Source organism: Streptomyces sp. CBMA152, assembly GCF_014596475.1.
Classification (GTDB): Bacteria; Actinomycetota; Actinomycetes; order Streptomycetales; family Streptomycetaceae; genus Streptomyces.
Map to the genome: position 1 here is coordinate 1 of NZ_MECJ01000021.1, position 23,219 is coordinate 23,219.

The 23,219-nt window shown below is 72.1% G+C and carries 24 protein-coding genes; 11 read left to right on the forward strand and 13 right to left on the reverse strand.

All coding sequences use genetic code 11. The annotated features are described in order from the left end of the window. Together BG418_RS18745 and BG418_RS18750 are read right to left on the reverse strand one after the other, a co-directional pair. Nucleotides 1-956, reverse strand: a 956-nt coding sequence (locus BG418_RS18745) for a HEAT repeat domain-containing protein (protein ID WP_188275062.1), incomplete at its 3' end; no start/stop codon positions are given. A 257-nt stretch (nucleotides 957-1,213) separates the two neighbouring features. Further along, nucleotides 1,214-1,606, reverse strand: a complete 393-nt coding sequence (locus tag BG418_RS18750; protein WP_188275063.1) for an ankyrin repeat domain-containing protein — start codon at nucleotides 1,604-1,606, stop codon at nucleotides 1,214-1,216. A 323-nt stretch (nucleotides 1,607-1,929) separates the two neighbouring features. Between BG418_RS18750 and BG418_RS18755 the strand changes: the two genes are divergently transcribed. After that, complete coding sequence (locus BG418_RS18755) at nucleotides 1,930-2,124, forward strand: hypothetical protein (RefSeq protein WP_188275064.1); 195 nt, start codon at nucleotides 1,930-1,932, stop codon at nucleotides 2,122-2,124. Between the two features lie 37 nt (nucleotides 2,125-2,161). Continuing rightward, complete coding sequence (locus BG418_RS18760; protein WP_188275065.1) at nucleotides 2,162-3,718, forward strand: hypothetical protein; 1,557 nt, start codon at nucleotides 2,162-2,164, stop codon at nucleotides 3,716-3,718. Nucleotides 3,719-3,766: 48 nt separating this feature from the next. Here BG418_RS18760 and BG418_RS18765 read toward each other — a convergent pair whose 3' ends face one another. Next, a complete protein-coding gene (locus BG418_RS18765; protein WP_188275066.1) occupies nucleotides 3,767-5,263 on the reverse strand; it encodes a PLP-dependent aminotransferase family protein in 1,497 nt (498 codons plus the stop codon). Here BG418_RS18765 and BG418_RS18770 point away from each other — a divergent pair. The 4 genes from BG418_RS18770 to BG418_RS18785 all read left to right on the forward strand — a co-directional run bounded on the left by BG418_RS18770 (nucleotide 5,262) and on the right by BG418_RS18785 (nucleotide 8,812). Continuing rightward, the gene (locus tag BG418_RS18770; RefSeq protein WP_223185087.1) at nucleotides 5,262-6,014 is read left to right on the forward strand and encodes a YitT family protein; all 753 of its coding nucleotides are present in this window, start codon (nucleotides 5,262-5,264) and stop codon (nucleotides 6,012-6,014) included. The two genes, BG418_RS18765 and BG418_RS18770, sit on opposite strands and share 2 nt — an antisense overlap. Then, nucleotides 6,011-6,775: a glycerophosphodiester phosphodiesterase gene (locus BG418_RS18775; RefSeq protein WP_188275067.1), complete on the forward strand. Its 765-nt coding sequence runs from the start codon at nucleotides 6,011-6,013 to the stop codon at nucleotides 6,773-6,775. The genes BG418_RS18770 and BG418_RS18775 overlap by 4 nt, the downstream gene beginning before the upstream one ends. Nucleotides 6,776-6,833: 58 nt before the next feature. Continuing rightward, on the forward strand, nucleotides 6,834-8,183 hold the full coding sequence (locus BG418_RS18780; protein WP_188275117.1) for an MFS transporter: 1,350 nt from the start codon (nucleotides 6,834-6,836) through the stop codon (nucleotides 8,181-8,183). Nucleotides 8,184-8,437: 254 nt separating this feature from the next. Next, a complete protein-coding gene (locus tag BG418_RS18785; protein WP_067155573.1) occupies nucleotides 8,438-8,812 on the forward strand; it encodes an RNA polymerase-binding protein RbpA in 375 nt (124 codons plus the stop codon). Between the two features lie 132 nt (nucleotides 8,813-8,944). Here the strand turns inward: BG418_RS18785 and fxsA are convergent, their stop codons facing one another. The 4 genes from fxsA to BG418_RS18805 form a co-directional block, all read right to left on the reverse strand. Beyond that, nucleotides 8,945-9,529 (reverse strand): FxsA family membrane protein, encoded by a 585-nt coding sequence (gene fxsA, locus BG418_RS18790; RefSeq protein ID WP_188275068.1) that lies wholly within the window; start codon nucleotides 9,527-9,529, stop codon nucleotides 8,945-8,947. 102 nt (nucleotides 9,530-9,631) lie between these two features. Further along, nucleotides 9,632-10,399 carry a polyprenol monophosphomannose synthase gene (locus BG418_RS18795; RefSeq protein WP_188275069.1) on the reverse strand — a complete coding sequence of 256 codons (768 nt, stop codon included), beginning with the start codon at nucleotides 10,397-10,399 and terminating at the stop codon, nucleotides 9,632-9,634. A 413-nt stretch (nucleotides 10,400-10,812) separates the two neighbouring features. Further along, nucleotides 10,813-12,492, reverse strand: a complete 1,680-nt coding sequence (locus BG418_RS18800; protein ID WP_188275070.1) for an amidohydrolase — start codon at nucleotides 12,490-12,492, stop codon at nucleotides 10,813-10,815. Between the two features lie 9 nt (nucleotides 12,493-12,501). Continuing rightward, complete coding sequence (locus BG418_RS18805) at nucleotides 12,502-12,942, reverse strand: Lrp/AsnC family transcriptional regulator (RefSeq protein WP_188275071.1); 441 nt, start codon at nucleotides 12,940-12,942, stop codon at nucleotides 12,502-12,504. Nucleotides 12,943-13,145: 203 nt separating this feature from the next. Between BG418_RS18805 and BG418_RS18810 the strand changes: the two genes are divergently transcribed. After that, on the forward strand, nucleotides 13,146-13,574 hold the full coding sequence (locus tag BG418_RS18810) for a hypothetical protein (protein ID WP_188275072.1): 429 nt from the start codon (nucleotides 13,146-13,148) through the stop codon (nucleotides 13,572-13,574). Nucleotides 13,575-13,580: 6 nt separating this feature from the next. Here BG418_RS18810 and BG418_RS18815 read toward each other — a convergent pair whose 3' ends face one another. From BG418_RS18815 to BG418_RS18830, 4 genes are all read right to left on the reverse strand, one after another. Beyond that, a complete protein-coding gene (locus BG418_RS18815) occupies nucleotides 13,581-14,675 on the reverse strand; it encodes a phosphotransferase family protein (protein ID WP_188275073.1) in 1,095 nt (364 codons plus the stop codon). A gap of 40 nt (nucleotides 14,676-14,715) precedes the next feature. Further along, the gene (locus tag BG418_RS18820) at nucleotides 14,716-15,837 is read right to left on the reverse strand and encodes a hypothetical protein (protein ID WP_188275074.1); all 1,122 of its coding nucleotides are present in this window, start codon (nucleotides 15,835-15,837) and stop codon (nucleotides 14,716-14,718) included. Between the two features lie 116 nt (nucleotides 15,838-15,953). After that, nucleotides 15,954-17,126, reverse strand: a complete 1,173-nt coding sequence (locus tag BG418_RS18825; protein ID WP_188275075.1) for an acyl-CoA dehydrogenase family protein — start codon at nucleotides 17,124-17,126, stop codon at nucleotides 15,954-15,956. Between the two features lie 268 nt (nucleotides 17,127-17,394). Continuing rightward, entirely contained in the window at nucleotides 17,395-18,021 is a 627-nt protein-coding gene (locus BG418_RS18830; RefSeq protein WP_188275076.1) for a TetR/AcrR family transcriptional regulator, read from the reverse strand. Between the two features lie 168 nt (nucleotides 18,022-18,189). On the opposite strand from BG418_RS18830, the gene BG418_RS18835 reads away from it, so the two are divergent. Genes BG418_RS18835 through BG418_RS18845 form a run of 3 tightly spaced genes read left to right on the forward strand, consistent with a single transcriptional unit; the run spans nucleotide 18,190 to nucleotide 20,556 of the window. After that, nucleotides 18,190-18,738 (forward strand): DUF6230 family protein, encoded by a 549-nt coding sequence (locus BG418_RS18835; protein ID WP_223185100.1) that lies wholly within the window; start codon nucleotides 18,190-18,192, stop codon nucleotides 18,736-18,738. Beyond that, nucleotides 18,729-19,649, forward strand: a complete 921-nt coding sequence (locus BG418_RS18840) for a DUF6114 domain-containing protein (protein ID WP_317453694.1) — start codon at nucleotides 18,729-18,731, stop codon at nucleotides 19,647-19,649. The genes BG418_RS18835 and BG418_RS18840 overlap by 10 nt, the downstream gene beginning before the upstream one ends. Before the next feature lie 19 nt (nucleotides 19,650-19,668). Further along, entirely contained in the window at nucleotides 19,669-20,556 is an 888-nt protein-coding gene (locus BG418_RS18845; protein ID WP_188275078.1) for a hypothetical protein, read from the forward strand. Here BG418_RS18845 and BG418_RS18850 read toward each other — a convergent pair. Further along, on the reverse strand, nucleotides 20,534-20,698 hold the full coding sequence (locus BG418_RS18850) for an SCO1431 family membrane protein (protein WP_188275079.1): 165 nt from the start codon (nucleotides 20,696-20,698) through the stop codon (nucleotides 20,534-20,536). The two genes, BG418_RS18845 and BG418_RS18850, sit on opposite strands and share 23 nt — an antisense overlap. 117 nt (nucleotides 20,699-20,815) lie before the next feature. After that, complete coding sequence (locus BG418_RS18855; protein WP_188275080.1) at nucleotides 20,816-22,192, reverse strand: peptidase C39 family protein; 1,377 nt, start codon at nucleotides 22,190-22,192, stop codon at nucleotides 20,816-20,818. 166 nt (nucleotides 22,193-22,358) lie between these two features. On the opposite strand from BG418_RS18855, the gene BG418_RS18860 reads away from it, so the two are divergent. Continuing rightward, complete coding sequence (locus tag BG418_RS18860; RefSeq protein ID WP_188275081.1) at nucleotides 22,359-22,988, forward strand: uridine kinase; 630 nt, start codon at nucleotides 22,359-22,361, stop codon at nucleotides 22,986-22,988. Nucleotides 22,989-23,219 lie beyond the last annotated feature (231 nt).

Genomic DNA, 23,219 nt, shown 5'->3' on the forward strand with positions numbered 1-23,219 from the left:
ACCCAGCCGCGCGCGCGGTCCACGGCCTCGGGCCCGCACATCCGCTCGAAGGCCTGGACGGCGGCCTCGGCGACGGTCGGTGAACCGGTGCTCACGGCGGCTTCGACCAGGTCCAGGACGCGGGCGTCGCGCGACTCGGCGAGGTAGTGCAGGGCGGCGCAGCGGGCGCCGTCGGAGCCGGTGCCGGCCGCTTCGACGATCGCCTCGCGGTCGTCGGGTCCGGCCACCGCGCCCAGGCAGCGGGCGGCGGGCAGCGACAGGTCGGCGCCGCGCTCGCGGCCCTCCTCGGCCCAGTGCAGGACCGCCGCGACGCTCCAGCCGGGGCGGGGTCCGGACGGCCGCATCTGGCGCTGCCAGCGGTCGAAGGACCCGGCTTCCTGGGCGGCGCGCACGCGCGCGCCCACCGCGTCCCGCATGTCCTCGGCCCACAGCCGCCAGGGCCGGGGCTCGAAGGCGTCGCGGACGGTGGCCGCGAGTTCGGCGTCGCCCTCGGGGGTGCTGGGGAAGCGGGCGAGGACGGAGTCGGCGAGGGCGCGCAGCCCGGCGTCGTCGTCGCGCAGCGCGAGCTCGTCGAGCGCCCAGCCCCAGTTGGCGCCGTGCACAGCGTACCGGCGCAGCAGCAGGAGCGCGTCGTCCCTGCCGTAGGAGGCGAGGTGGCCCAGGACCGCGAGGGCGAGCCCGGTGCGGTGCTCGTCGCCGTCCAGGACGTCATCCGTACTGAACAGATGGGCCTCGATCTCGTCGAGTCCGCCGTCGAGATCCAGGTAGAGGCGCGCGTAGTACAGGGAGCGGTTCTCCACCTGCCAGTCGTGGCGGGGGTCGCTCAGTACACAGTGGTTCAGGGCCGCCAGGGCTTCTGGGCGCGGGGCGGCGAGCGCGTGCAGGGTGCCGTCGCCGCGGCCCCTCTGCAGCAGGCCGAGCAGCGTACCGCTCGGCGCTATGACTGGATCGAACATGGAAATAGCCTCACATCAAGCTGTCGACGCAACCGGGATTCGTGCCGTGCCCTAGTAGGCCGCGCGCCAACATGTTCGGCCGTCCGCCGTCTTCCGCTTGTTGTGGACCATCTTCCTGCCTCTCGTCGTGGCCCCCGATGTAAGGACCCTGCCCCGGATGTAGGGGCTCGTCGTCATGATGACCCAGGCATTTCGCCACCGCGACCACATTTACGAGCCCCTCTCACCAGGTACGCAGGGGGCACCCGGCGCAAACCTCAGCGTTCGCCGAACAGTGCGAGCAGTTCGGCCTTGCCGAACATGCGTGCGGTATCCAGCGCGGACGGTGTCCCGGCGGAAGGATCGGCTCCGCCCGCGAGCAGGGCCTCGATCACCGCCTGCTCGCCCTTGAAGACCGCACCCGCGAGCGGGGTCTGGCCTCGGTCGTTGGGGCGGTCGGCCTCGGCACCGCGCGCGAGGAGCGCGGACACCGCCTGAGCGTGCCCGTGGTAGGCGGCGAGCATGACGAGCGTGTCGCCCTTCTCGTTGGTGAGGTTGGGCGAGACCCCGGCGTCGACGTACGCGGCGAGCGCCTCGCTGTCGCCCCGGCGCGCCAGATCGAAGATCTTGGTCGCCAGCTCGACCACCTCGGGATCGAGGGCATCGCTCATCGGACGGACCGCCTTTCACACCGCTGCGGCACCGCTCGGGGCGCCTGTGACCTGGCCCGTACGGCACCGGCGCCGTACGAGTGAATCGACAGGGTACTGCCCGCCGGAGCACATGACCCGGCCCGCCCGGGGCAGAGCTCACCGCGAGTGACGCCCACTCGCCCCGGCGGCCGCACAGTGTCCCGCTCCCGACCCCGTTCCGTATCCGCCACTCCAGTGAAAATCGCAGAATTTCACTCGATTGCAGCTTTTATCACATAGATACTTCCTGTGATCCTGGAAGAACTCATGGTGACTGTCCCCCTCTACCAGGAGATCTCCTCATGATCCTGTCCATCTCCGGCGTCGTCCTGCTGGGCATCATCACCTTCCTCTTCTTCAAGAAGGACGGCCTCAAGCCGTCGCACGCCCTGGTCTGCTCGCTGTTCGGCTTCTACCTCGCGGGCACGGCCATCGCCCCGAGCATCAAGGCCGGGGGCCAGAGCCTCGCGAGCCTGCTGGGCGGGATCAAGTTCTGACCTGCCGCAGTCCCCATCACCCCCACAGGAGACCGACGTGGCCCGGCGACCGCTTCCCCGCATTCTGAGCAGCACCAGCGTCCCGATCGCCCGCAGCCGCGAGATCGCGCGCACGGCCGCCGACAGCGCCACCGACGTCCTCCATCCGCTCATCACGATCAGCCGCGGCCTGCGACGGATCGCCGCCGGACTGCGGGGCCGGTGGGCCGCCACGCCCAAGGATCGGCGTGGTCCCGCGCTGTTCCTGGTGGCGGCCGTCGTCCTGGTGGTCGCGCTCATCCCGTACGGGCCGCTGCTCGCCCTGATCACGGTGATGGCCGCGGCCGCCTGGCAGGGCCGCGAACGCACCCCGGTGAAGACGGGGCCCGACGACGCGGAGCTGGGCCGTCTGAAGGCCCTCTACGAGGCTCTGGTGCCCTACTTCTCGGTACCGGAGGACCCCACTCCGCTCTTCGCCCACGGCGGCGAGTGGACGGCGGCCTTCAGTGAGTACGCGTTCGACGGCGCGGGCCGGGTCACCCACCTCGTGATCCGCTACCCCGCGTACTTCATGGACGGCGAGCCCGACTGCCGCGCCCGGATCGAGCAGCTGCTGCACGCCAAGTCGGGACGCGGCCGGGAGTACCGGTTCGAGTGGGACGAGGAGGGCAACCAGCTGGTCATGCGCGTTCTGGACGCGCTCTCCACCTCGATCGCCGCCCAGCACTTCGTGGTCGGCCTGGGCGAGACCGTCCTCGGCTTCACCGACGCCGACGCGGTGCAGCGGACCGTGCCGGTCCTCGACGGCGAGGAGGGGCGGGACGCGCCGCCGGTCGTGTGGCGCACCGGCCCACGCTCCACCGAACCGCATCTGCTGGCCGTGGGCGAACCGGGCAGCGGCACGACGACGTTGCTGCGCTCCATCGCCCTCCAGGCGCTCCAGCACGGTGACGTGCTCGTGGTCGAGGGCAGCGGCACCGGTGAGTACGCGTGTCTGACCGGGCGTACGGGAGTGCTCGCCGTGGAGTGCGGGCTCGCGGGGGCGCTCGCCACCCTGGAGTGGGCCGCGCACGAGACCGAGCGCCGGCTCATTTCCGCCAACCGCGCCCGCCAGGCCGGCCACCCGACCCCCGACGACATCAAGCGGCCGCTGTGGATCCTGCTCGACCGGCCCAGCGTCTTCGGTCATCTCGCGGCCGCCGACGGCCGCCCCGACCCGCAGCAGCTGCTCCAGACCCCGCTGCGGCACGGGCGCGCGGCGGGTGTGACGGTGGTGGTCGCCGAGCAGTTCGACAGCCTGGAGGCGCTGTCCGAGCCGGTACGCACGCACACGCGCGCGCGGGTCGTGCTCGGCCCGTGCACCACGGACCGGGCCGAGTCGGTGCTCGGCGCTCCGCCGCACACCACGCCGACCGCGGCCGTGCCGCCCGGCCGCGGCTACGCGCGCCTGGGCACCGGCCCGGTCCTGCGCCTCCAGGTCCCGGCGACCCCGGACCCGTACGACGACGCGACGAGCGAGGCGCACCGCCAGGCCGTCCTGGAGCTGCTGCCGGAGCGGGATCTTCCGGTCGAGGCGGTGCCCCGCGAGCAGGAGGCCGTACCGGCGGAGGGCTGAGGCACACGGCCGGGCGCCCCTCCTGCCGAAGGACCCCGGCCGACAGCCTCACGCCACGAACGTACGCGGCGACTCGCCCCCGTTGCTCGCGCCCTTCTCCACCAGCCGCGCCGCCGCCGCGAGCCGCGCGGCCGCTTCGTCCGCGACCGGCCCGCTCACCGTGAACGGCAGCCGTACATACCCCTCGAAGGCGCCGTCCACGCCGAACCGGGGGCCGGACGGGACGCGTACGCCGACCCGCTCCCCCACCTCCGCGAGGCGCGAGCCCGACACCCCGCCGGTGCGCACCCAGAGCGTGAGGCCGCCCACCGGCACGTCGAACTCCCACTCCGGCAGCTCCCGGCGCACCGCCGCGACCAGCGCGTCACGGTTCTCCCGGGCCTGCGCGCGGCGCAGGTCGACCGCCTGCTCCCAACCACCCGTCGCCATCAGCCAGTTGACGGCGAGCTGTTCCAGGACGGGCGTGCCGAGGTCGGCGTAGGCACGTGCCGCGACCAGGGAGCGGATGACGTCGGGGGCCGCGCGCACCCAGCCGATGCGCATGCCCGCCCAGAACGCCTTGCTCGCCGAGCCGACGGTGAGCACGGTCGAGCCCGCCGGGTCGAACGCGCAGACCGGGCGCGGCATGTCGACCTCGTCCAGCCACAGCTCCGACATGGTCTCGTCGACGACGAGCACCGTGCCGGCCGAACGGGCCGCGTCGACCAGGGCGCGGCGCTGGTCCTCGTCGGCGAGCGCCCCGGTCGGGTTGTGGAAGTCCGCGACGACATAGGCGAGCCGGGGCGCGGAGTCCCGCAGCACCTGCCGCCAGCGGGGCAGGTCCCAGCCGCTCAGGCCCTCGGCCATGGCGACCGGCACGAGCCGGGCCCCGGCCTCGCGCATCAGCTGGAGGATGTTGGCGTACGAGGGCGACTCGACGGCGATCCGCTCGCCGCGCCCGGCGAAGAGATGGCAGATGGCGTCGATGGCGCCCATCGCGCCGGTGGTGACCATGATCTGCTCGGGCATCGTCGGGATGCCGCGCGCGGTGTAGCGGTCCGCGAGCCTCTGCCGCAGCGCGGGCAGCCCGGCCGGGTAGTCGCCGTGCGTGTGCGCGTACGGCGGCAGCTCCTCCAGGGCGCCCTGGACCGCGCGGGTCAGCCACGGCTCGGGCGCGGGCAGCGCCGCGCAGCCCAGGTCGATCATCGAACCCAGTGACTCCGGCGGCAGCGGTTCCAGGCCGCGCGCGGGCAGCGGATTGCCCGCCGGGACCGCGGTCCAGCTGCCGGCGCCCCGGCGGGACTCCAGGAACCCCTCGGAGCGCAGCGCCTCATAGGCGGCGGCGACGGTGGTGCGGCTCACCGAGAGCGCGAGGGCGAGCTCACGCTCGGCGGGCAGCCTCGCGGCCACCGGAACCCGGCCCTCCAGGACCAGGAGCCGGATCCCGTCGGCGAGTGCCCGGTAGGCGGGCGGCTTGCGCGCGCCCGTGCCCGCCGGGCGGGGCTGCTGTGCGTTGAGCTGACGGGCGAGCTGTGCCGGCCCGACCGCCGAGGTCCACTGCGCCATGGAAGTCAGTCCACCTTCCCCGAATTGGCCATGGTTGGGATGGGTTTCCCAGCCACAGAGTGTCACGAGTCGGTCCACTACCACCAGACAGGGGGGCATTCACGTGTCCACGCATCTCACCCGGAGGCTGCTTCAGCTCTACGTCGGCCTGGCGCTGTACGGCATCAGCGCCGCGCTGATGGTGCGCTGCGGTCTCGGGCTCGAACCGTGGGGCGTGCTGAACCAGGGGGTCGCCGAGCGCGCCGGGCTCAGCATGGGGACCGTCTCGATCGTCATCGGCGCGCTTGTCCTGCTGCTGTGGATCCCGATCCGGCAGCGGCCCGGCCTCGGCACGGTCTCCAATGTGTTCGCCATCGGCCTCGCGATGGACGCCACCCTGTCCCTCGTACCGGACATGCACGGCCTGCCCGCCGAGATCTCGATGATGGTCGCGGGCATCGTCCTGAACGGCGGGGCGACCGGTCTGTACATCGCGGCCCGGTTCGGCCCCGGCCCGCGCGACGGTCTGATGACCGGGCTGCACCGGGCGACGGGTGGCTCCATCCGGCTGGTGCGTACCTCGATCGAGGTCGTCGTCGTGGCGACCGGCTTCCTGCTCGGCGGCACGGTCGGCGTCGGCACGGTCGCGTACGCCCTGGCCATCGGCCCGCTCGCCCAGTTCTTCCTGCGCCTGTTCGCCGTTCCCGAGCAGCCCACGCAACCGGTGGTCGTCACGGCGCCGACACCGGAGCGGGCGATACTGCCCGGGTGACTCGCGTACGCCACCCCTACCTCGACCACCCGACGCCGATCCCCTTCGCCCACCGGGGCGGGGCGGCGGACGGCATCGAGAACACCGCCGCCGCCTTCGCACGGGCGGCGGCGGCCGGTTTCCGCTACTTCGAGACCGACGTGCACACCACCGTCGACGGCCGCCTGGTCGCCTTCCACGACGCCACCCTGGACCGGGTCACGGACGCGGTCGGCAGGATCGCCGATCTGCCCTGGGCCGAGGTCAGCCAGGCGCGGGTGGCGGGCCGCGAGCCGCTGCCGCTCTTCGAGGACCTGCTCGACGCGTTCCCGGACGCCCGCTGGAACGTCGACCTGAAGACCGGCTCCGCGCTCGTCCCGCTCGTCGAGCTGATCCGCCGCACCGATTCCTGGGACCGGGTGTGCGTGGGCTCGTTCTCGGAGGCGCGCGTCGCCCGCGCGCAGCAACTGGCGGGCCCGCGCCTGGCGACCTCGTACGGCGTACGCGGCGTGACCGCCCTGCGGCTGCGCTCCTTCGGTGTGCCCGCGCCGCTGCGGCGGGGCGCGGTGTGCGCGCAGGTGCCCGAGTCCCAGTACGGGATCAAGGTGGTCGACCGCCGCTTCGTACGGACCGCGCACGCCCTGGGCCTGCAGGTACACGTATGGACAATCAATGATCCCGATCGGATGACGAAACTCCTGGATCTCGGGGTCGATGGCATCATGACCGATCATCTGGAGACGCTGCGCAAGGTACTGACCGACCGGGGAGTCTGGTTCTGACACCCCGCGCGCGCCCGACGGGGACAAGCGAGAGGGCGCGGGTTTGACCGCCGAGACCATGGGCCGGGCCGCCGAGGCGGCGCCGGACACCGACCGCCGCCGCGAGCAACGCGGCTGGTATTTCTACGACTTCGCGTGTTCGGTCTACTCCACGACCGTACTGACCGTGTTCCTCGGTCCGTATCTCACCGCGATCGCCAAGGACGCCGCCGACGCGGACGGCTTCGTCCACCCGCTGGGCGTCCCGGTCCGCGCCGGTTCGCTCTTCGCGTACGCGGTGTCGGCCTCGGTGATCCTCGCGGTGATCCTCATGCCGATGGTGGGCGCGGCCGCGGACCGTACGGGCCGCAAGAAGCCGCTGCTCGCGGCGGCCGCGTACACCGGGGCGGCGGCGACCACGGGCATGTTCTTCCTGGACGGCCACCGCTATCTGCTCGGCGCGGTGCTGCTGATCGTCGCCAATGCCTCGCTTTCGGTCTCGATGGTGCTCTACAACGCCTATCTGCCGCAGATCGCCGGTCCCGAGGAGCGCGACCAGGTCTCCTCGCGCGGCTGGGCCTTCGGCTACACCGCCGGCGCCTCGGTCCTGGTGCTGAACCTGATCCTCTACTCGGGCCACGACAGCTTCGGACTCTCCGAGGGCGCGGCCGTACGGATCTGTCTCGCCTCGGCGGGTCTGTGGTGGGGCGCCTTCACGCTCGTACCGCTGCGGACGCTGCGCGACCGGGGAGTGCCCGCTGGGCACACGCCCGCCGAGGGCCGGGTCGGCGCCGGGTGGCGGCAGCTGATCTCGACGCTGCGCGACATGCGCGCGCGTCCGCTGACCCTGGCGTTCCTCTTCGCGTATCTGATCTACAACGACGGCGTGCAGACGGTGATCTCGCAGGCCTCGCTCTACGGCTCCGAGGAGCTGGGGCTCGGCCAGAACACGCTGATCGTCGCCGTGCTGCTGGTCCAGGTCCTCGCGGTGGCGGGGGCGCTCGGGATGGGCCGCCTCGCCCAGGCGTACGGCGCCAAGCGCACCATCATGGGCTCGCTCGCGGTGTGGGCGGTCATCCTGGGCACCGGATTCTTCCTGCCCGCGCACTCGCCCGTGCTCTTCTTCCTTCTGGCGGGCGCCATCGGGACCGTGCTCGGCGGCAGCCAGGCGCTGTCGCGGTCGCTTTTCTCACACCTGGTGCCCAGCGGCAAGGAGGCCGAATACTTCTCGGCCTACGAGATGAGCGACCGTGGACTGAGCTGGCTGGGGCCACTGGTGTTCGGCCTCGCGTACCAGCTGACCGGGAGCTACCGGGATGCGATCATCTCTCTCGTACTGTTCTTCGGCGTCGGTTTCGTCCTGCTCGCCCGGGTGCCGGTGCGGGCCGCCATCGAGGCCGCCGGGAACCCTGTTCCGGCGCGGATTTAGACGTTGAAGTGAAAGGCCGGTAGTGTACGCCTTTGGCCTGCCAGGCGGACCGTTACTGCGTGCTCAAGTAGTGAAGACGCTGGGTGACATCTGCTGCCAGATGTGACAAACCGGGCACTGGTGGGTACAACAAGGGGCGGCACGACGGCGACACATGACCCGCAACGGGAATCTTTAACGCCGACCGGACGTTGACCGGATGACGACGACAGCGACACCTGTCCTGTGGGCGACAAGCCCGGGAGGCACGATTCATGAGTGAGCGAGCTCTTCGCGGCACGCGCCTCGTGGTGACCAGCTACGAGACCGACCGCGGCATCGATCTGGCCCCGCGCCAGGCGGTGGAGTACGCATGCGAGAACGGACATCGATTTGAGATGCCGTTCTCGGTGGAGGCGGACATCCCGCCGGAGTGGGAGTGCAAGGCGTGTGGCGCCATGGCACTCCTGGTGGACGGCGAAGGTCCCGAGGAGAAGAAGGGCAAGCCCGCACGTACGCACTGGGACATGCTCATGGAGCGGCGCACCCGTGAGGAGCTGGAGGAGGTTCTGGCCGAGAGGCTGGAGGTTCTCCGTTCCGGCGCCATGAACATTGCCGTGCATCCGCGCGACAGCCGTAAGTCCGCGTAGGCGCGCAAGCGCTTCGGCGGACCTGTGAGTTGAGGGCCGGTCACACCGTTTCGGTGTGACCGGCCCTCAACGTTTTCCGACGTTTTCCACGGCGTCGGCCCACTCGTCTGTCAGGGCGTCGGCCGACTCGTCTCAGGGCGTCAGCGGCGGACGGGAACCCTGGTCGTGGCGGTCGCCGGGGGAAGCGGGCCCCGCGTCCTCGCGGATCACCTCACCCTGCACCACCTTGCCGTCCGGCTGGTGCATACGGGCCTGCGCGAAGGCGTCGCCCAGGCTGCCGGGCGCGGCCATGCGCATCCGCTTCTCCAGCGAGCGCTCGGCGTACCGGCCGACCGCCTTGCGCACCGGCGGGACCAGGCAGAGCAGCCCCAGCGCATCGGACATCAGGCCCGGCACGATGAGGAGCAGGCCGCCCAGCATGGTGAGCGCGTTGCCCTCGCTGCCGCCTCGCGGCCCGGGGCTCGGCGCCCCGAACTGCTGCTGCTGAAGCTGCTCGGTGAGGGTGCTGAAGGCGCGGCGCCCGGCCCGCTTGATCACGTATCCGCCGAGCACGGCCCCGCCGACCAGCAGGGCGAGGACCGTCAGGCCGCCGGCGGCGCTCGCCACCATCATCAGCAGCCAGATCTCCACCAGGAGCCAGGCGGCGATCCCCAGCGGGACCAGGGTGCGGGCGCGGGACCGCTTGGGCGCGGTCGGGGGCGGTGTGCCGGTCATCATGCTCCCAGTGTGCCTGGGAGCATGACAGGACGGCGTAAAGGGGGGACCAGGGCCCGGGGACCGAAGCCCTCACAAGCGCACCCGGTGGGCTCGCGCCCGGGGTCAGGAAGGCTTGCGGCCCAGGAGCTTGTTGGCGCGGGAGCCGACGCCCCACGCCGTGACCCGCCACAGCGCCTCGACCACGATGTCGTTGCTCATCTTGGAGTCGCCGTACTCGCGCTCCATGAACGTGATCGGCACCTCGACCACGTGGTACCCGGCCCCGACGGCCCGGCGGGCCAGGTCGACCTGGAAGCAGTAGCCCTGCGAGGCCACCTCGTCGAGCCCGAGTCCTTCCAGGGTCTCGCGCCTGAAGGCCCGGTAGCCGCCGGTGACGTCGCGGATCGGGACGCCCAGGAGCAGTCGGGAGTACGTGGAGCCGCCGCGCGAGAGGAACTCGCGGGACTTGGGCCAGTTCACCACCCGGCCGCCCGGCACCCAGCGCGAGCCGAGGACCAGGTCGGCGCCCTTGAGCGCGGTGAGCAGCCGGGGCAGCTCCTCGGGCTGGTGCGAGCCGTCGGCGTCCATCTCCACGAGGACGCCGTAGCCCTTGTCCAGGCCCCAGCGGAAGCCCGCGAGGTAGGCGGCGCCCAGGCCCTCCTTGCCCTTGCGGTGCAGGACGTGGACGTGATCGTCCGTGCCGGCCAGCTCGTCGGCGATCTTGCCGGTGCCGTCGGGGCTGTTGTCGTCGGCGATCAGGACATGGGCCTCGGGGACCGCCTCTCTGACGCGGGAGACGATCGGCTTGATGTTCTCCGCCTCGTTGTAGGTCGGGATGATCACCAAGGCTCTGCCGAGCGGGCCGTATCGCCTCTGACCGCCGTCGTTCACTGCTGCCCCTTATTGTCCGTACGCAGGGCACCACCATAGCGAGCGGTCCGGGTGGCAGTGCACCGCGAGGTCCCGGGGTGTCGGAATGGGGGCCCGGCGCCCTTCGGGCCGGCCTGGGACCCGCTGGCTGCGGGCCGAACTGGAGCCGTTGTCTACTGAACGTCCGGGCCCCATCCGGGTCGCACCCTCCCCCGCGCTCCGGTGGAGCAGGGGGGATCCCCCGAGCGGCAGAAACCTTCTGCCGACCGGACGTCCTGTGGTGGACCCGGCCGAACCTACCCGCCGGTGGCCGCTTCCTGTCAACAGTCGCGCGACCTGCGGTGTCGAGGGAAACGCCCAGGTCAGTACGGAGGATCCGCAGGTGGCGACGGCGCCGGGAGGGCAGCCTGTCGGCCGTACGAATCGCCCTTACGTCACTCGTTCGGCCGGACGAAGACCGTTTGTCCGAACACCACCGTGCGCAGACAGACGGGCAGCTCCGCACCCGGCGTGAGATCCGGCAGACCCGGGGTGCCCGAGCGCGGGTCGGTCGACCAGCGCGCCACCCGGTCGTCGGGCGCCTGCACCACGAGCTCGCCCGTGCGCCACACCGCGTAGTCGGCGGGCGCGCCCGGCACCAGGGTGCCCGCGTCGTCCCGGCCGACCGCGCGCCAGCCGCCCCGGGTGTGGGCGGTGAAGGCGGCGCGGACCGAGACGCGGTGGTCGAGGGTGCGGTGGAAGGCCGCCGCGCGGACGGTGCCCCACGGGTCGAGCGGGGTGACCGGCGAGTCGGAGCCGAAGGCGAGCGGCACCCCGGCGCGCAGCAGGGCCGCGTACGGGTTGAGGGTGCGGGCCCGCTCGGCGCCCAGGCGCTGGGCGTACATGCCGTCCTCGCCGCCCCACAGCGCGTCGAAGGCGGGCTGTACGGAGGCGGTGAGTCCGAGCTCGGCGAAGGCGGCGATCGTCTCGGGGGTGAGCATCTCGGCGTGCTCGACGCGGTGCCGGGCGGCCCGCACGCGCGCCAGGCCCACCTTGGCGGCGGCCGCGCGCACGCCCTCGACGACGGCGGTGACGGCCGCGTCCCCGATGGCGTGGAACCCGGCCTGGAGCCCGGCCTCGGTGCAGGCTGCCACATGGGCGGCCACGTCCGCCGCGTCCAGGTGGGCGGTGCCGGTGTGGGCGGCATCCGCGTACGGGGTGTGCAGGCAGGCGGTGTGCGAGCCGAGGGCGCCGTCGACGAACAGGTCGCCGGCCGCGCCGATCGCGCCGAGTTCACGGATGCGGTCGGCGTCCTTGGGGCCGGTGACGCGGTCGGCCCAGTAGCCGAAGACGCGCGGGCCCGCCTCGTCCCGGGCCAGCTCCAGGAGCGCGGTGAAGTCGTCCTCGTCGGAGATCTCGGGGCCGCCGCACTCGTGGACCGTGCCGATGCCGAGCGAGGCCGCCCGGGTCAGCGCGGCCCGCTGGGCCTCCTCGCGCTGGCGCGGGGTGACGGCGGCGTGGGCCGCGGCGCGCACCGCGTGGTGGGCGGCGGCGGTCAGCGGGGCGTCCGGGTGGAAGCCGTCGAGGGCGGTGACGCCCGGGACGCGGTCGAGGAGCGCGGTGGTGGCGACGGCGGAGTGGACGTCGATGCGCGGCAGGTACAGCGGGCGCCCGCCGGTGGCCTCGTCGAGCTCGGCGCGGGTGGGCGGGGTCTGCTCGGGCCAGCGCGCGGCGTCCCAGCCGTGGCCGAGCAGCACGTCGTCGTCGGGGCGGTTCGCGGCGTACGCCCGTACCGCCGCCAGTGCCTCGGTGCGGGTGCGGGCGGACGACAGGTCCAGGCCCGTGAGCGCCAGGCCAGTGGCTGTGGTGTGCACATGGGCGTCGGTGAACGCCGGGGTGACCAGGGCGCCTTCGAGGTCGATCACCTCGTCGACGCCGGACGCGAAGGCGTCGGCCGCGCCCTCCGAGCCGACCCAGGCGACATGTCCGCGCTCGACGACCATGGCGGTGGCGAACGGATCGGCCGGGCTGTGGACGTCCCCGCCGCGCAGCAGCACGGTGCGGTGTTCGCCCTCACGGTCGGGCAGCGGGGCGACGGTTCGGGCCGGCAGGGCGGCGGCGCTCTCGGAACTCATGGGAACAGCCTAGATACGCGGCGGCCGTGCCTCGTACGGGGTCGACAGGACGACGGTCGTCCGGGTGGAGACGCCGGCCTGGGTGCGGATGCGGGTGAGCAGGTGCTCCAGCTCCAGGGGGGTCGCGACGCGCACCTTGAGGATGTAGTTCTCGTCGCCCGCGACGCTGTGGCACGCCTCCAGTTCCGGTACGTCCGCCAGGCGGTCCGCGATGTCGTCGGGCGCGCTCGGGTCGAACGGCTTGACCGAGATGAACGCGGTCAGCGGCAGCCCCACCGCCTCCGGGTCGACGACGGCCGCGTAGCCGCGGATGACTCCGCGCTGCTCCAGGCGGCGTACCCGCTGGTGCACCGCCGAGGTGGACAGGCCCGTGGCCTTGCCCAGGTCGGTGTAGCTCATCCGCCCGTCCTTGACGAGCAGATCCACGATCTGACGGTCCAGCTCCTCCATACGGATCAACCTATTCCCCCAGGTCCCCTCCGGCACAGTCGGCGACAACGGGAAGGGGCACCTGCGGGCGGCATGTGACGAATGCCACAGGGCTGTGAGGGTCTGTGGCGGGGTCGGGCGGTTACGGCGGGGACATGGCGGGAATTGCTTGCTGTGGTCGCGGCGACGGCACCCATGCCGGCCCACCCGAGGGGGAGAACCCAATGCAGAACATCAAGCGTGGCGGACGTGTGTCGAATGAACGCACCGGTCCGGAGCCCGTCGATCCCATCGTCGAGGACGAACTCGACGACGAGGCGGCGGCGGACGCCTACGACACCTTGGAGATGTACCGGGTGATCTGCCCGGACTGCGCGCAGCCGATCGCGCTCCTGGCGGACGAGACCGTGCTGCCGGAGCACGCACTGTGCCCGAGCCCGTGGAACCCCTTCGTCCTCACCGTGTGCGCCGGGACCGGCCGCGCGGCCGCGCAGAGCCGGCCCGCGGACGTCTCCCTGGACGTCCAGGAGCAGGACACCGCGCTGCTCCTGACGCTCCCCCAGGGCCTGGACTGGCGCACCCAGCCGTTCTCCCACGTCGGCGGCCCGGGCTCGCGCCCGCTGCGCGTCCCGGGGATGCGGCCCGCCGCCTGAGCCCCCTCACTCCCAGTACGTTCCGCGCACCATCGCCTCCAGGCTCGCCCGGTGCAGGATCAGTGCGTCCGGGTCCTCGGGGACCCGGACCTCGCCGAAGTGCAGCTGGCGGTAGGCGATCCTGAGCATCACGATCGCGTGCCGCAGGGCGGCGTAGAGCGTGTGGAACTCCATCGCGCGCGGGGTGTGCCCGGTCAGCTCGGCGTAGCGCGCCTCGATGTCGGCGCGCCGCAGGAAGTCCGGCAGCCCCGGCTGGCCGAAACCCACCGTCAGATCCTGGAAGAAGCGGTGCAGATAGACGGTCCAGCCGAGGTCGAGCTCGCGCGGGCCGAACGCCGCCATCTCCCAGTCGAGTACGGCCGCGGGCTCGAAGCCGTCGTAGACGATGTTCCCGATCCGCGCGTCGCCCCAGCAGAGCACCGAGGGACCCTCGTCGGCGGGCCAGTGCGCGTCGAGCCAGGAGAAGGCGGACTCGATGAGGGACGAGCGGGGCAACCCCTCAACCACCCATGCGTAGTACGCGAGTTGGGACGCCACATGGCGCCGCAGCGGTGAGCCGTCGCCCTCCGGGAGCAGGAAGGCGGCCGCCTCCGCCGGGACCTGGTCGTGCAGCCGGGCGAGGACATCGACCGTGGCGTCCTGGAGGCGCGCCCGCTCGGCGTCGCTCGCGGAGTGCAGCCAGTTCCCCTCGTATGTGTACGGCATGACGTCCGGCGGCACGCGCCCCTCCGCGCGCTCCATCACGAAGAACGGCGCGCCCAGCGCCGTGGGGTCCTCTTCCAGCCACAGCACCCTCGGCACCGGCACATCGCTGTGCTCGGCGACCAGGCGCATCACGCGCTGCTGGCGGGCCATGTCGTAGACGGGGAAGACGGTGTACGCGGCCGGGTCGGCGGCCAGCCGCAGGGCGCAGCCGCGCACCGGCGCACGCGGGTGGTCGAGGCCGAAGAGCAGGGTCTCGCTCGACATGCCGTTGGACGACGGGACCTGGACGTCGGTGACCTTGGCGCCGGGCAGCCTGGCGTCGAGCCAGCCGGTGAGCCTGCGGCCGAGCGCGTCGGGGTCGCGCGTGGTGGTGCGGGGGCGTGGCGCCGTGGCCATGGCGTTTCCCTTCTCGGATGGGCCTGTGGGAAGTACGGGCTCAAGGCGCGACGGACGTGAAGTCCGTGAAGCCGCTGGGGTCGTGGCGGCCGAAGCTGCCGTGCTCGAAGATGCCGTAGCCGGTGCGCCCCTCCAGGGTGAAGCGGGCGGCGTGGTCGGTGACCCCGTAGGCCGCCATGGGGTGCGCGGCCGGATCGGAGAAGTCGTAGGCCCGCCGGTCGGTCCAGGCCCGGCCCTGCCAGGTGCCGTGCTGCCAGTCGTCGGCGGGCGGATACCCGGCGCCGATCGCGAGCGGGGACGAGGTGAGGATTTCGACGCCGAGTTCGAGGGGCTTGCCGGCGGCGTCGGTGAGATGGACGGCCGCGCGTTCGGGGTGGCGGGTGCCCGGGCGGTACGCGATGTCGGCCCGCGGCCAGCCGAGTTGGGCGTCGGGGTGGCCGTCGCGGACGAGTACGGCCTCGCTGAGGGTGCGGTAGCCGTCGGCGTCCTCCTGGGCGATCACCATCAGGAAGCGGTCCTCGAAGCGGACCGGGACCCAGAGCCAGTGGAACCCCTCGGGCCGGTACTCCTCGCCGCGCCCCGCCTCTTCACCCGGGATCGGCCGCACCCCCCAGCTGCGGTCCCGGGTGCCGGTCCACTCCCCCGAGCTGACGGGTATCTCCTCGCCCCTGACCCGGATCACCCCGTCACAGCGGCCCGCCTGCACGAACCGGCGCCCCTCCAGGGTGAGGCGGTCGCCCCGGCGCTGGACGTGGTGCGGCTCCCACACGGCCGGGAAGTCGGCCTGCCAGGTGATCTCGTACGAGAGTGAGTCCGGGTCGGCCGGGTCGGCGGCGCAGTGCAGGGTGAGGCGGCGCAGCGGCTCGTCGACGGTGATGCGCAGCGGGCCGACCGAGAGGTTCATCCGGTCGTCGGTGAGCGCGTCCGAGGCGCGTACGGCGTGCAGCCGCTCGCCCAGCCGCAGGGTCGCGTAGGCGTCGATGACCCCGGTGTTGGGGTAGACGCCGAGACCGGCGATCAGCAGTGCGCGGCCGTGGTGGTCGAAGACATGGAAGATGCAGCGGTCGTAGGCGTTGCGGTCGCCGGTGGCGACGTGTTTCAGCGAGAGCGGGACCTGGTGGATCGGGTATTCGTCGAGTGCGATCGGACGGTCCTGGGACACGGCTAACCTCCTGGACGACAGGAAAGTTGACGGTACGTCAGAAGCCGTGAAAAACAAGCCCCCGTGGACCGGTCGACCCGCGCCGACCGGTCCCGGTGGGATTCAAGGACAGGCGCTCAGCGGGTCTCGGGCCCCGCGAGGTGGCGGGCGATGACCATGCGCTGGATCTGGTTGGTGCCCTCGACGATCTGGAGGACCTTGGCCTCGCGCATCAGGCGCTCGACCGGGAAGTCGGCGGTGTAGCCGTAGCCGCCGAGCACCTGGACGGCGTCGGTGGTGACCTTCATCGCCGCGTCCGTGCAGAACAGCTTGGCCATCGCGGCCTGCCGCGAGAACGGCCGTCCGGCGTCGCGCAGCCGCGCCGCCGCCAGATACAGCGCCCGGCCCGCCTCGATCTGGGTGGCCATGTCCGCGAGCATGAACCGCAGGCCCTGGAAGTCGGCGATCGGCCGGCCGAACTGCTGACGTCCGGTCGCGTACGACAGCGCTTCGTCGAGGGCGGCCTGGGCGACGCCGATGGCACAGGCGGCGATCCCGAGGCGGCCCGAGTCGAGCGCGGAGAGCGCGATGGCGAAGCCCTGGCCCTCCTCGCCGATGCGGCGGCTGTCCGGCACCCGTACGCCGTCGAAGTGCAGCTGGGCGGTGGGCGAGCCCTTCATGCCCATCTTCTTCTCGGGCGCGGCGGCCGTCAGGCCCTCGGCGTCGCCGGGGACCAGGAAGGCCGTGATGCCCTTGGAGCCCTCGGCGCCGGTGCGGGCGAGCACGGTGTAGAAGTCGGCGATGCCGCCGTGCGTGATCCAGGCCTTGGTGCCGGTGATCACCCAGTCGTCGCCGTCTCTGACGGCCTTGGTGCGCAGCGAGGCCGCGTCGGAGCCGGAGGACGGCTCGGAGAGGCAGTAGGCGCCGAGCAGGCCGCCGCCGAGCATGGCGGGCAGATGGTCGGCCTGCTGCTCCTTGGTGCCGTAGCCCGCCAGCGCATGGCAGGCGAGCGAGTGGACGCTGACGCCGAGGCCGACGGTCAGGCGTGCGGCGGCGAGCTCTTCGAGGACCTGGAGGTACACCTCGTACGGCTGGTCCCCGCCGCCGAACTCGGAGTCGTACGGGAGACCGAGCAGCCCGGACTCGGAGAGCAGCGAGAAGACCTCGCGCGGAAAGGCACCGGCGTCCTCCTGCTCGGCGGCGTGCGGAGCGATCTCCCGCTGGACTATGTCGCGTACGAGCGCGACGAGGTCGCGGGCCTCCTCGGTGGGCAGCTGTCGGTCCACCGGCTGCGGGGCGCGGTCGGGCATGGCGGCGCTCTCCTCCCTGTCGGGCGCTTCGGCGGTCGCGCGCGCAGGGTGTGGCGGCGCCGCCGGGTGACTCTGCCGGACAGCCGATACCTACCCTCCCGGATCACGGAAGCCGCAGGTTGGTGGCCGTGGCGCTGTGAGTATGCCCGATCGGACGCGTCCCGTCACTGGATCCAAGATCACGGTTGAGCATGGGCCGAACGGAGGAACGGGCAGGTCCCACGGGGCGGCCGGACCACGCGGCCCGGCCGCCCCGCCCCTGCCGGGATCAGCCCGGCTCGGGAGAGGGGCAGGTGGGTTCGAACTCGCCGATCGTGTCCAGCGTCTGCCGCAGCATCCGCACGAGCAGTTCCCGCACGGTCTCGCGGCCGGGCTCAAGGGAGCCCAGCCACTCCAGGGTCACGCTCTCCACGCACCCCATCCAGCCGAGCAGCGCGAGCCGCGCGACCACGGGGATGTCCCGTCTGCCGTAGGCGCCCTCCGCGATGGTCGCGATCAGCTCCGCGCGCACGGCGTCGCGTATCGCCTGCACCTCGGTGTCGAAGCCGACGCCGCCGGTGACGATGGTGCGGTACGCGGCCTGATGGTGCTCGGCGTAGAGCAGATACCCCTCCATCGTGCGCCGGACGCGGTCCGCGCGCGGCAGCTCGGTGTCGCTCGCGGCCCGGGCGACCAGGTCGGCCACCGAGTCCTCGACGATGGCCAGGTAATAGCCGCGTTTACTTTTGAAGTAGTAGTAGATCAGGCCCTTGGCGACGCCCGCGTGCTTGGCGATGTCGTCCATCGACAAGGCGTCGTACGAGGTGTCGGCGAACAACTTCCGGCCCGTTGCGATGAGTTCGGAGCGACGGACCTGGGATCTCTCGGTCGCGCCTCGCTGTTGACTATTATTCAAATTCGGCCCTAGTCTCCAACTGCCACAGGATCTCCGCAGTATGGCAGACCTGCGCACGCACTCCCCCTGCACCGCTGGACGACGGACGTACGGGAGGATCAAGTGAGGGCAGACAGGCGGCCGTTGGCCGAGGGCAGAACCGCCTGGAAGAAGACCGCGCTCGTCGCGATGCCGGCAGTTCTCGCGGTCGGGATCATGGCCGATGTGATGGCCGAGGGCGCACTCGCCGCCTCGTTCGCGGTCTCCGGCACCAGCTTCCAGGTGTCGTCGGGGAAGCTGACGAGCCAGGGCCTCGCCTCGTACGTACAGACCGACAGATCCGTCGACGGCAAGGGCCACCCGGTGGCGCTGCTCGGCATCGGTGACGCCAAGCTCAGCGACATCTGCCAGTCCGCCCAGGTCAAGACCCCGCTCGGCACGGTCGTGTTCAAACTGACGGCGGGCGGTGACGCGGGCGAGGTGACCGCCAGCAATCTGGTCATCGACGGCGAGGACCTGGTCGGGGACGCCCGCTTCGGCACCGCCGAGATCGGCCGGGACGCCACCACGCTCGACCAGGTGCCCGGCGTCCACGGCGAGAAGGGGAAGTTCGGCCTCCAGGCCGGGGACATCGAGGTCGCCGGGGTGCGCTCGCACGCCTGGTCCGCGACCGGCGGGAACTTCCGGCTGAAGGGCATGCGGGTCGCGGTGAGCATCGGCGGCAAGCAGTGCTTCTGAGCGAGGGGTGGCTGGACCGGAGGCTGCCACTGCCGGACGCCCGCCGCCTCGCCAGACGCTGGCGCCGCACCCGCCCCTTCTGGGCCGGGCTGCTGCTGATCCTCGGCGGCGCGGAGCTGCTGCTCGTGCCGCTGTCCCCGCTGACGATCCTGGTCAGCCTGGGTCTCGGCGGGATCGCGGCCATCGGCATCGGGCTCGCGCTGGTCGTCGCCGGACTCTTCCTCTGGTTCCTGCCGCACACCCGGCACTACGTCTCGATCAACGCGCTGCTCCTGTCGGTGCTCTCGTTCGTCGCGACCAACCTGGGCGGCTTCCTGGTCGGGATGGGGCTCGGCATCATCGGCAGCGCCATGGGGTTCGCCTGGACGCCGGTGCGCGAACCGGAGATCCCGGACGCGGTGGACGGGCGCGGCACACGCACGCTCGCGGCCGCGCTGCCGGTGGCCCTGCTGATGGCCCTCGGCGCCCCGGCCACCGCCCGGCAGTCGCCCGCACCCGGCACGGTCGAGGTGCCGCGCGTCACGCCGACGGTGACCACGACCCTGTTCGCGCCGAACGGCTTCCTGCTCGCCGGGGTGCGCACCGTGCCGAGCGCGGGCGGCCCGGTCAAGGTGATGGTCCTGAAGATGAACTCCGCCTCGCTCACCGACTACCGTCTCAGCACCCACGACGGCCATGACGAACTCGCCCTGAGCGCCGACTCGTTGGACCTCACCGGCGATGTGACGCTCTACCTCACCAAGTTCAGCGGCTGCCTGGAAGGCGTCCTCTGCCTCACCTTCACCCCGGACAAACTGCCGGTGCCACCGCTCGTGCCGCCCTTCGTCTTCATGACGAATGTGCGCGCCGAACAGGCGCTCGTCACCTCGGACTTGATCGTCGCGGGCGGGCTCAAGCTGGCGGCCTCATGAGACGTACAGAGGAGGCGCGGTGATCCAGATCCAGGCGGCCCTCTTCTGGGCGTACGGAACGGGCGCGACCTTCGCCGTCTCGGCGGGCCGCCAACTCCAGTGGTGGGAGCGCTCGGTGTACGGGGAAGGGGTCCGCACCCGCAGCCGCGCCGCCAACCCGTATCTCGCGCTCACCCTGCTCTACGCGGCGGTGCTGCTCGTCCCGAGCGGGCTGTTCATGATGTGGCACAACCCGTCCTGGGCGACCATGCAGGTGGCCGCCGACCACAGCGGCGTATGGGCCGGGTTCGTGCTCTTCTACGCGGCGGGCATCGTCGTCGCCACCCTGCTCGGATTCCTCGCGGCCCAATTCCTGGTCCTGGTCGGCGCGGGCTACTGGGCCTATCTCCAGAGCGTCGGCGGGCACTTCCTGCTGTTCGGGACGCTGATCCACGGCTGGGACGGCGACGGCTACCGCAGAACGCTCACGACCGGCGTGCGCGCCTATCGCGACTGGCCGCAGGACAGCGTGGTCAACAACGTGCTGCGCTTCGCGACCTCGGGGACGTTCCTCGCCCTGCTCGTCCTCGGCTCCGCCGTGCTCGGCACGCTGTTCCTGACCGAGATCGGCTGGCTGATCGAGGGCTGGCAGCTGCCGGGCGCCGACGAGGACCGCAAGGTGCCCCGGATGGTGGCGGTGGGCATCGCGGCCGCCGGGGTCTACGGACTGCCGTTCGTGGGGGCCCTCGGCGCCAGCCTTCTCGTACACCTGACGGGGTGGGCGCTGGGCCTGCCCCTCTTCGCGGTGCTCGCGGGTGTGACGCTGCTCACCCGGCGCTCGCCAGTGCGCTGGCTCTACGGCCTGGTGGGCGTCCCGGGGCGGCACTGGAAGGCCGGCCTCCAGGTCACAGCAGCCCGACCTGGGTGACCAGCATCGCGAGCACCACGACGAGGGTCCAGCCGAGCACGTGCTCCAAAAGGCGCGGGCCGTCGTCCTGGGGGCCGCCGGTACGGGCCCTCAGCTCGGCCAGGGCGCGCGGGTCGTCGGCGGTGGTCGCGTGCAGCGTCATGGGAACTCACTCGGTCGTCGAGAGCGGACGGTCCCCCCGGGTGACCGTCTCAGAGTGCCAGCGGATGCGGCCCCGGCGGTAGAGACGTTGGTCACGCCCCGGGGCCGCGCGACCTGCTCAGGCCCGTACTCCCACCGAAGCGAGCGCCCTGCGGACGTGCTCGCCGGGGTGCGCGGGCCAGTACAGATAACAGACGCCGCCGGTGCCCGAGACGACCTTGCCGCTCGCGTTGTACCGCTTGGTCCGCAGCCAGATGTTCTCCCACTCGCGCCGCCGATAGACGCGGCGCACGGCCGGGTCGTTCGGCGAGGCCGGGTCGTTGGCGATCACGTCGCCGTCCGGCGTGAAGCCGATGACCGTCATCAGATGGCCGGAGGTGCCGTAACCGGCGCCGGTGAGCTCGGTCTTGAGGAACGACTGCGACGTGATGGCCGCGACGCCCGCCCGGATCAGCGTCTCCAGGTCGTTCAGCGACTGCAGCCGGGTCACCACGGCGCTCAGGTCGCGGTACGTGGTGGCGTACGCGGCGTTGAAGGGCCAGTTGCCGCAGCCCTGGTACTGGTAGTCGTAGGTGAACCGGGCCGCGTGGCAGACCTGGGGGTCGGTGAAGGACGGGTCGACCCAGGCGAGGTCGGCCGGGGTGGGTCTGCGGCCCCAGTACTCGATGATCATCTGCGAGGAGGTGGGGCTGCACCAGGCCTCGCCGCCGTTGTCGTACTGCGGGTACTGGCCCTTGTGGATCTCCTGCGAGTAGCGCGGCACGATCAGCTCGCCCGCGTACCCCGGGGTGGAGGCGGGCACGGTGAAGCGGTCCGGGATGTCCGAGGCCATCGCGCCGAGCCGCCACACCGTCGGGGTGAGGCGGGTGCCCGGGGTGCGGTAGAGGGTGAGGCGCAGCCGGTACGAGGCCAGGCGCAGGCCGCTCGCCGCGTTGTCGATGGAGAACGTGTCCGTGTAGATCGTGCTCCTGCCGTCGCTCTGGCCGTCCACCGAGGTCCGCCGGATGTCGGCGTCGCCGTCGCCCGCCGTCCAGCGGCCCATGACGTACGCGGGGGTCGCCGTGGAGTCGGAGTAGGTGCCCAGGAGCTCGACCTGGAGCCAGGTGCCGGCCGGGGTGTGCGCGTTCCAGTGCGCGACGAGCTCGGTGGCCGGGACGGCCGAGCGGTGCACCGGCGAGGTCCAGGTGGCGTACTCCCAGGTGGCCGTCTTCTTGGTGTGCGGGTCGGTGTAGTCGGTGCGGCCCGCCGGGCGGGCGATGACCAGACCGGGTCGGCGGCCCGGCACGGCCCGGGTGCCCTCCGCGTCGCCGGAGCGCCAGTCGGGATGCGAGGTCCAGGCGCGGTTGTCCACCAGCGAGGGGATGCCTTTCGAGGGGCGGCTCGCGGCGGGCCGCGCGGTCGCCGGGGCGGCGGCCGCCGAGGCCGGGACGGCGGTGCCCGCGGCCGCCGCCAGCGCGGCGGCCAGGACGGTTCTGCGCGGGGTGGAACTGGTCATGATCGGGACCCCCAGTCGAAGGATGGGGCGGTGGGCGCACGGCAGTGGGCCAACTATCGCGGGTCCCGGCCGACTTCTGCCAGTGACGCGCACCGCGCGGCACCACCAATATGGGTCTGGACCACTGGCGTGACCTGCGACGCCGATGTGGATCTAGGGTGGGGGCATGGCAGAACCCGACGCGATCGCGGCCCTCGTGCGCGCGGCCGCGCCCTCCTGCGGCTCGGTCCGGCTGATCGGCGTCGACGGCCACGCGGGCTCCGGCAAGTCCACGTTCGCCGCGCGGCTCGCGGCGGCGCTCGGCGGGGCGCCGGTGGTGCATCTGGACGACCTCGCCACGCACGAGGAGTTCTTCGCCTGGACGCATCGGCTGCGCGAGCAGGTGCTCGACCCCTTCGCGCGAGGGGAGGCCGGACGGCTCGCCGTATACGACTGGAACGCGCGCCGCTTCGGCGAGCCCACCCCGTTGGAGCCCGCGCCGGTGGTGATCGTCGAGGGCGTGGGGGCGGGCCGACGGGCGGTGCGGCCGTGGCTGGCGCTGCTCGTGTGGATGGAAATGGCCGCCGAGGCGTCCTGGGAGCGCGGGCGCCGAAGGGACGGAACGGCTCTTTCCGGCTTCTGGGACGAGTGGACGGCGGCGGAGATGCGCCATTTCGCTGCGGATCCCTCCCTTCCGTATGCCGATGTACTGGTACGCCAGGGTCAGGAGGGGTACGAGTGGCGTCAGAGGCGCGATTCCGCACCCACCGCACACCGTTCCGTCACGGACGGTGATGGCTTCCCCCCACCCCGCTGAACCGTCGTAAAACCGCCCCTCCCAGAGGCTCAACTCCGCTTGACCCAAGGGCCGTACAGGTCTTACGTTCTGAATGTGCGGCTTTCCGGAGCCGCCGCAGACGCGAAGCCCCCGGTTGTTCCCCCGTGATCGGGGGCTTCGTTCTGCCATTCCAGCGTCTTGATCGCACCGCGTCGACGCTTTTCGCTCACCCTCGGTCACCGGCCACGTCGTGCTTCCGCTCCCCTCTCC

Bases quoted from the DNA above. Each gene is read 5' to 3' on its own strand.
- BG418_RS18750 (WP_188275063.1), bottom strand. From the start codon at position 1,606: ATGAGCGATGCCCTCGATCCCGAGGTGGTCGAGCTGGCGACCAAGATC.
- BG418_RS18755 (WP_188275064.1), top strand. From the start codon at position 1,930: ATGATCCTGTCCATCTCCGGCGTCGTCCTGCTGGGCATCATCACCTTC.
- BG418_RS18770 (WP_223185087.1), top strand. From the start codon at position 5,262: ATGGAAGTCAGTCCACCTTCCCCGAATTGGCCATGGTTGGGATGGGTT.
- BG418_RS18765 (WP_188275066.1), bottom strand. From the start codon at position 5,263: ATGGCGCAGTGGACCTCGGCGGTCGGGCCGGCACAGCTCGCCCGTCAG.
- BG418_RS18780 (WP_188275117.1), top strand. From the start codon at position 6,834: ATGGGCCGGGCCGCCGAGGCGGCGCCGGACACCGACCGCCGCCGCGAG.
- BG418_RS18785 (WP_067155573.1), top strand. From the start codon at position 8,438: ATGAGTGAGCGAGCTCTTCGCGGCACGCGCCTCGTGGTGACCAGCTAC.
- fxsA (WP_188275068.1), bottom strand. From the start codon at position 9,529: ATGATGACCGGCACACCGCCCCCGACCGCGCCCAAGCGGTCCCGCGCC.
- BG418_RS18800 (WP_188275070.1), bottom strand. From the start codon at position 12,492: ATGAGTTCCGAGAGCGCCGCCGCCCTGCCGGCCCGAACCGTCGCCCCG.
- BG418_RS18805 (WP_188275071.1), bottom strand. From the start codon at position 12,942: ATGGAGGAGCTGGACCGTCAGATCGTGGATCTGCTCGTCAAGGACGGG.
- BG418_RS18810 (WP_188275072.1), top strand. From the start codon at position 13,146: ATGCAGAACATCAAGCGTGGCGGACGTGTGTCGAATGAACGCACCGGT.
- BG418_RS18815 (WP_188275073.1), bottom strand. From the start codon at position 14,675: ATGGCCACGGCGCCACGCCCCCGCACCACCACGCGCGACCCCGACGCG.
- BG418_RS18825 (WP_188275075.1), bottom strand. From the start codon at position 17,126: ATGCCCGACCGCGCCCCGCAGCCGGTGGACCGACAGCTGCCCACCGAG.
- BG418_RS18835 (WP_223185100.1), top strand. From the start codon at position 18,190: ATGCCGGCAGTTCTCGCGGTCGGGATCATGGCCGATGTGATGGCCGAG.
- BG418_RS18850 (WP_188275079.1), bottom strand. From the start codon at position 20,698: ATGACGCTGCACGCGACCACCGCCGACGACCCGCGCGCCCTGGCCGAG.
- BG418_RS18855 (WP_188275080.1), bottom strand. From the start codon at position 22,192: ATGACCAGTTCCACCCCGCGCAGAACCGTCCTGGCCGCCGCGCTGGCG.
- BG418_RS18860 (WP_188275081.1), top strand. From the start codon at position 22,359: ATGGCAGAACCCGACGCGATCGCGGCCCTCGTGCGCGCGGCCGCGCCC.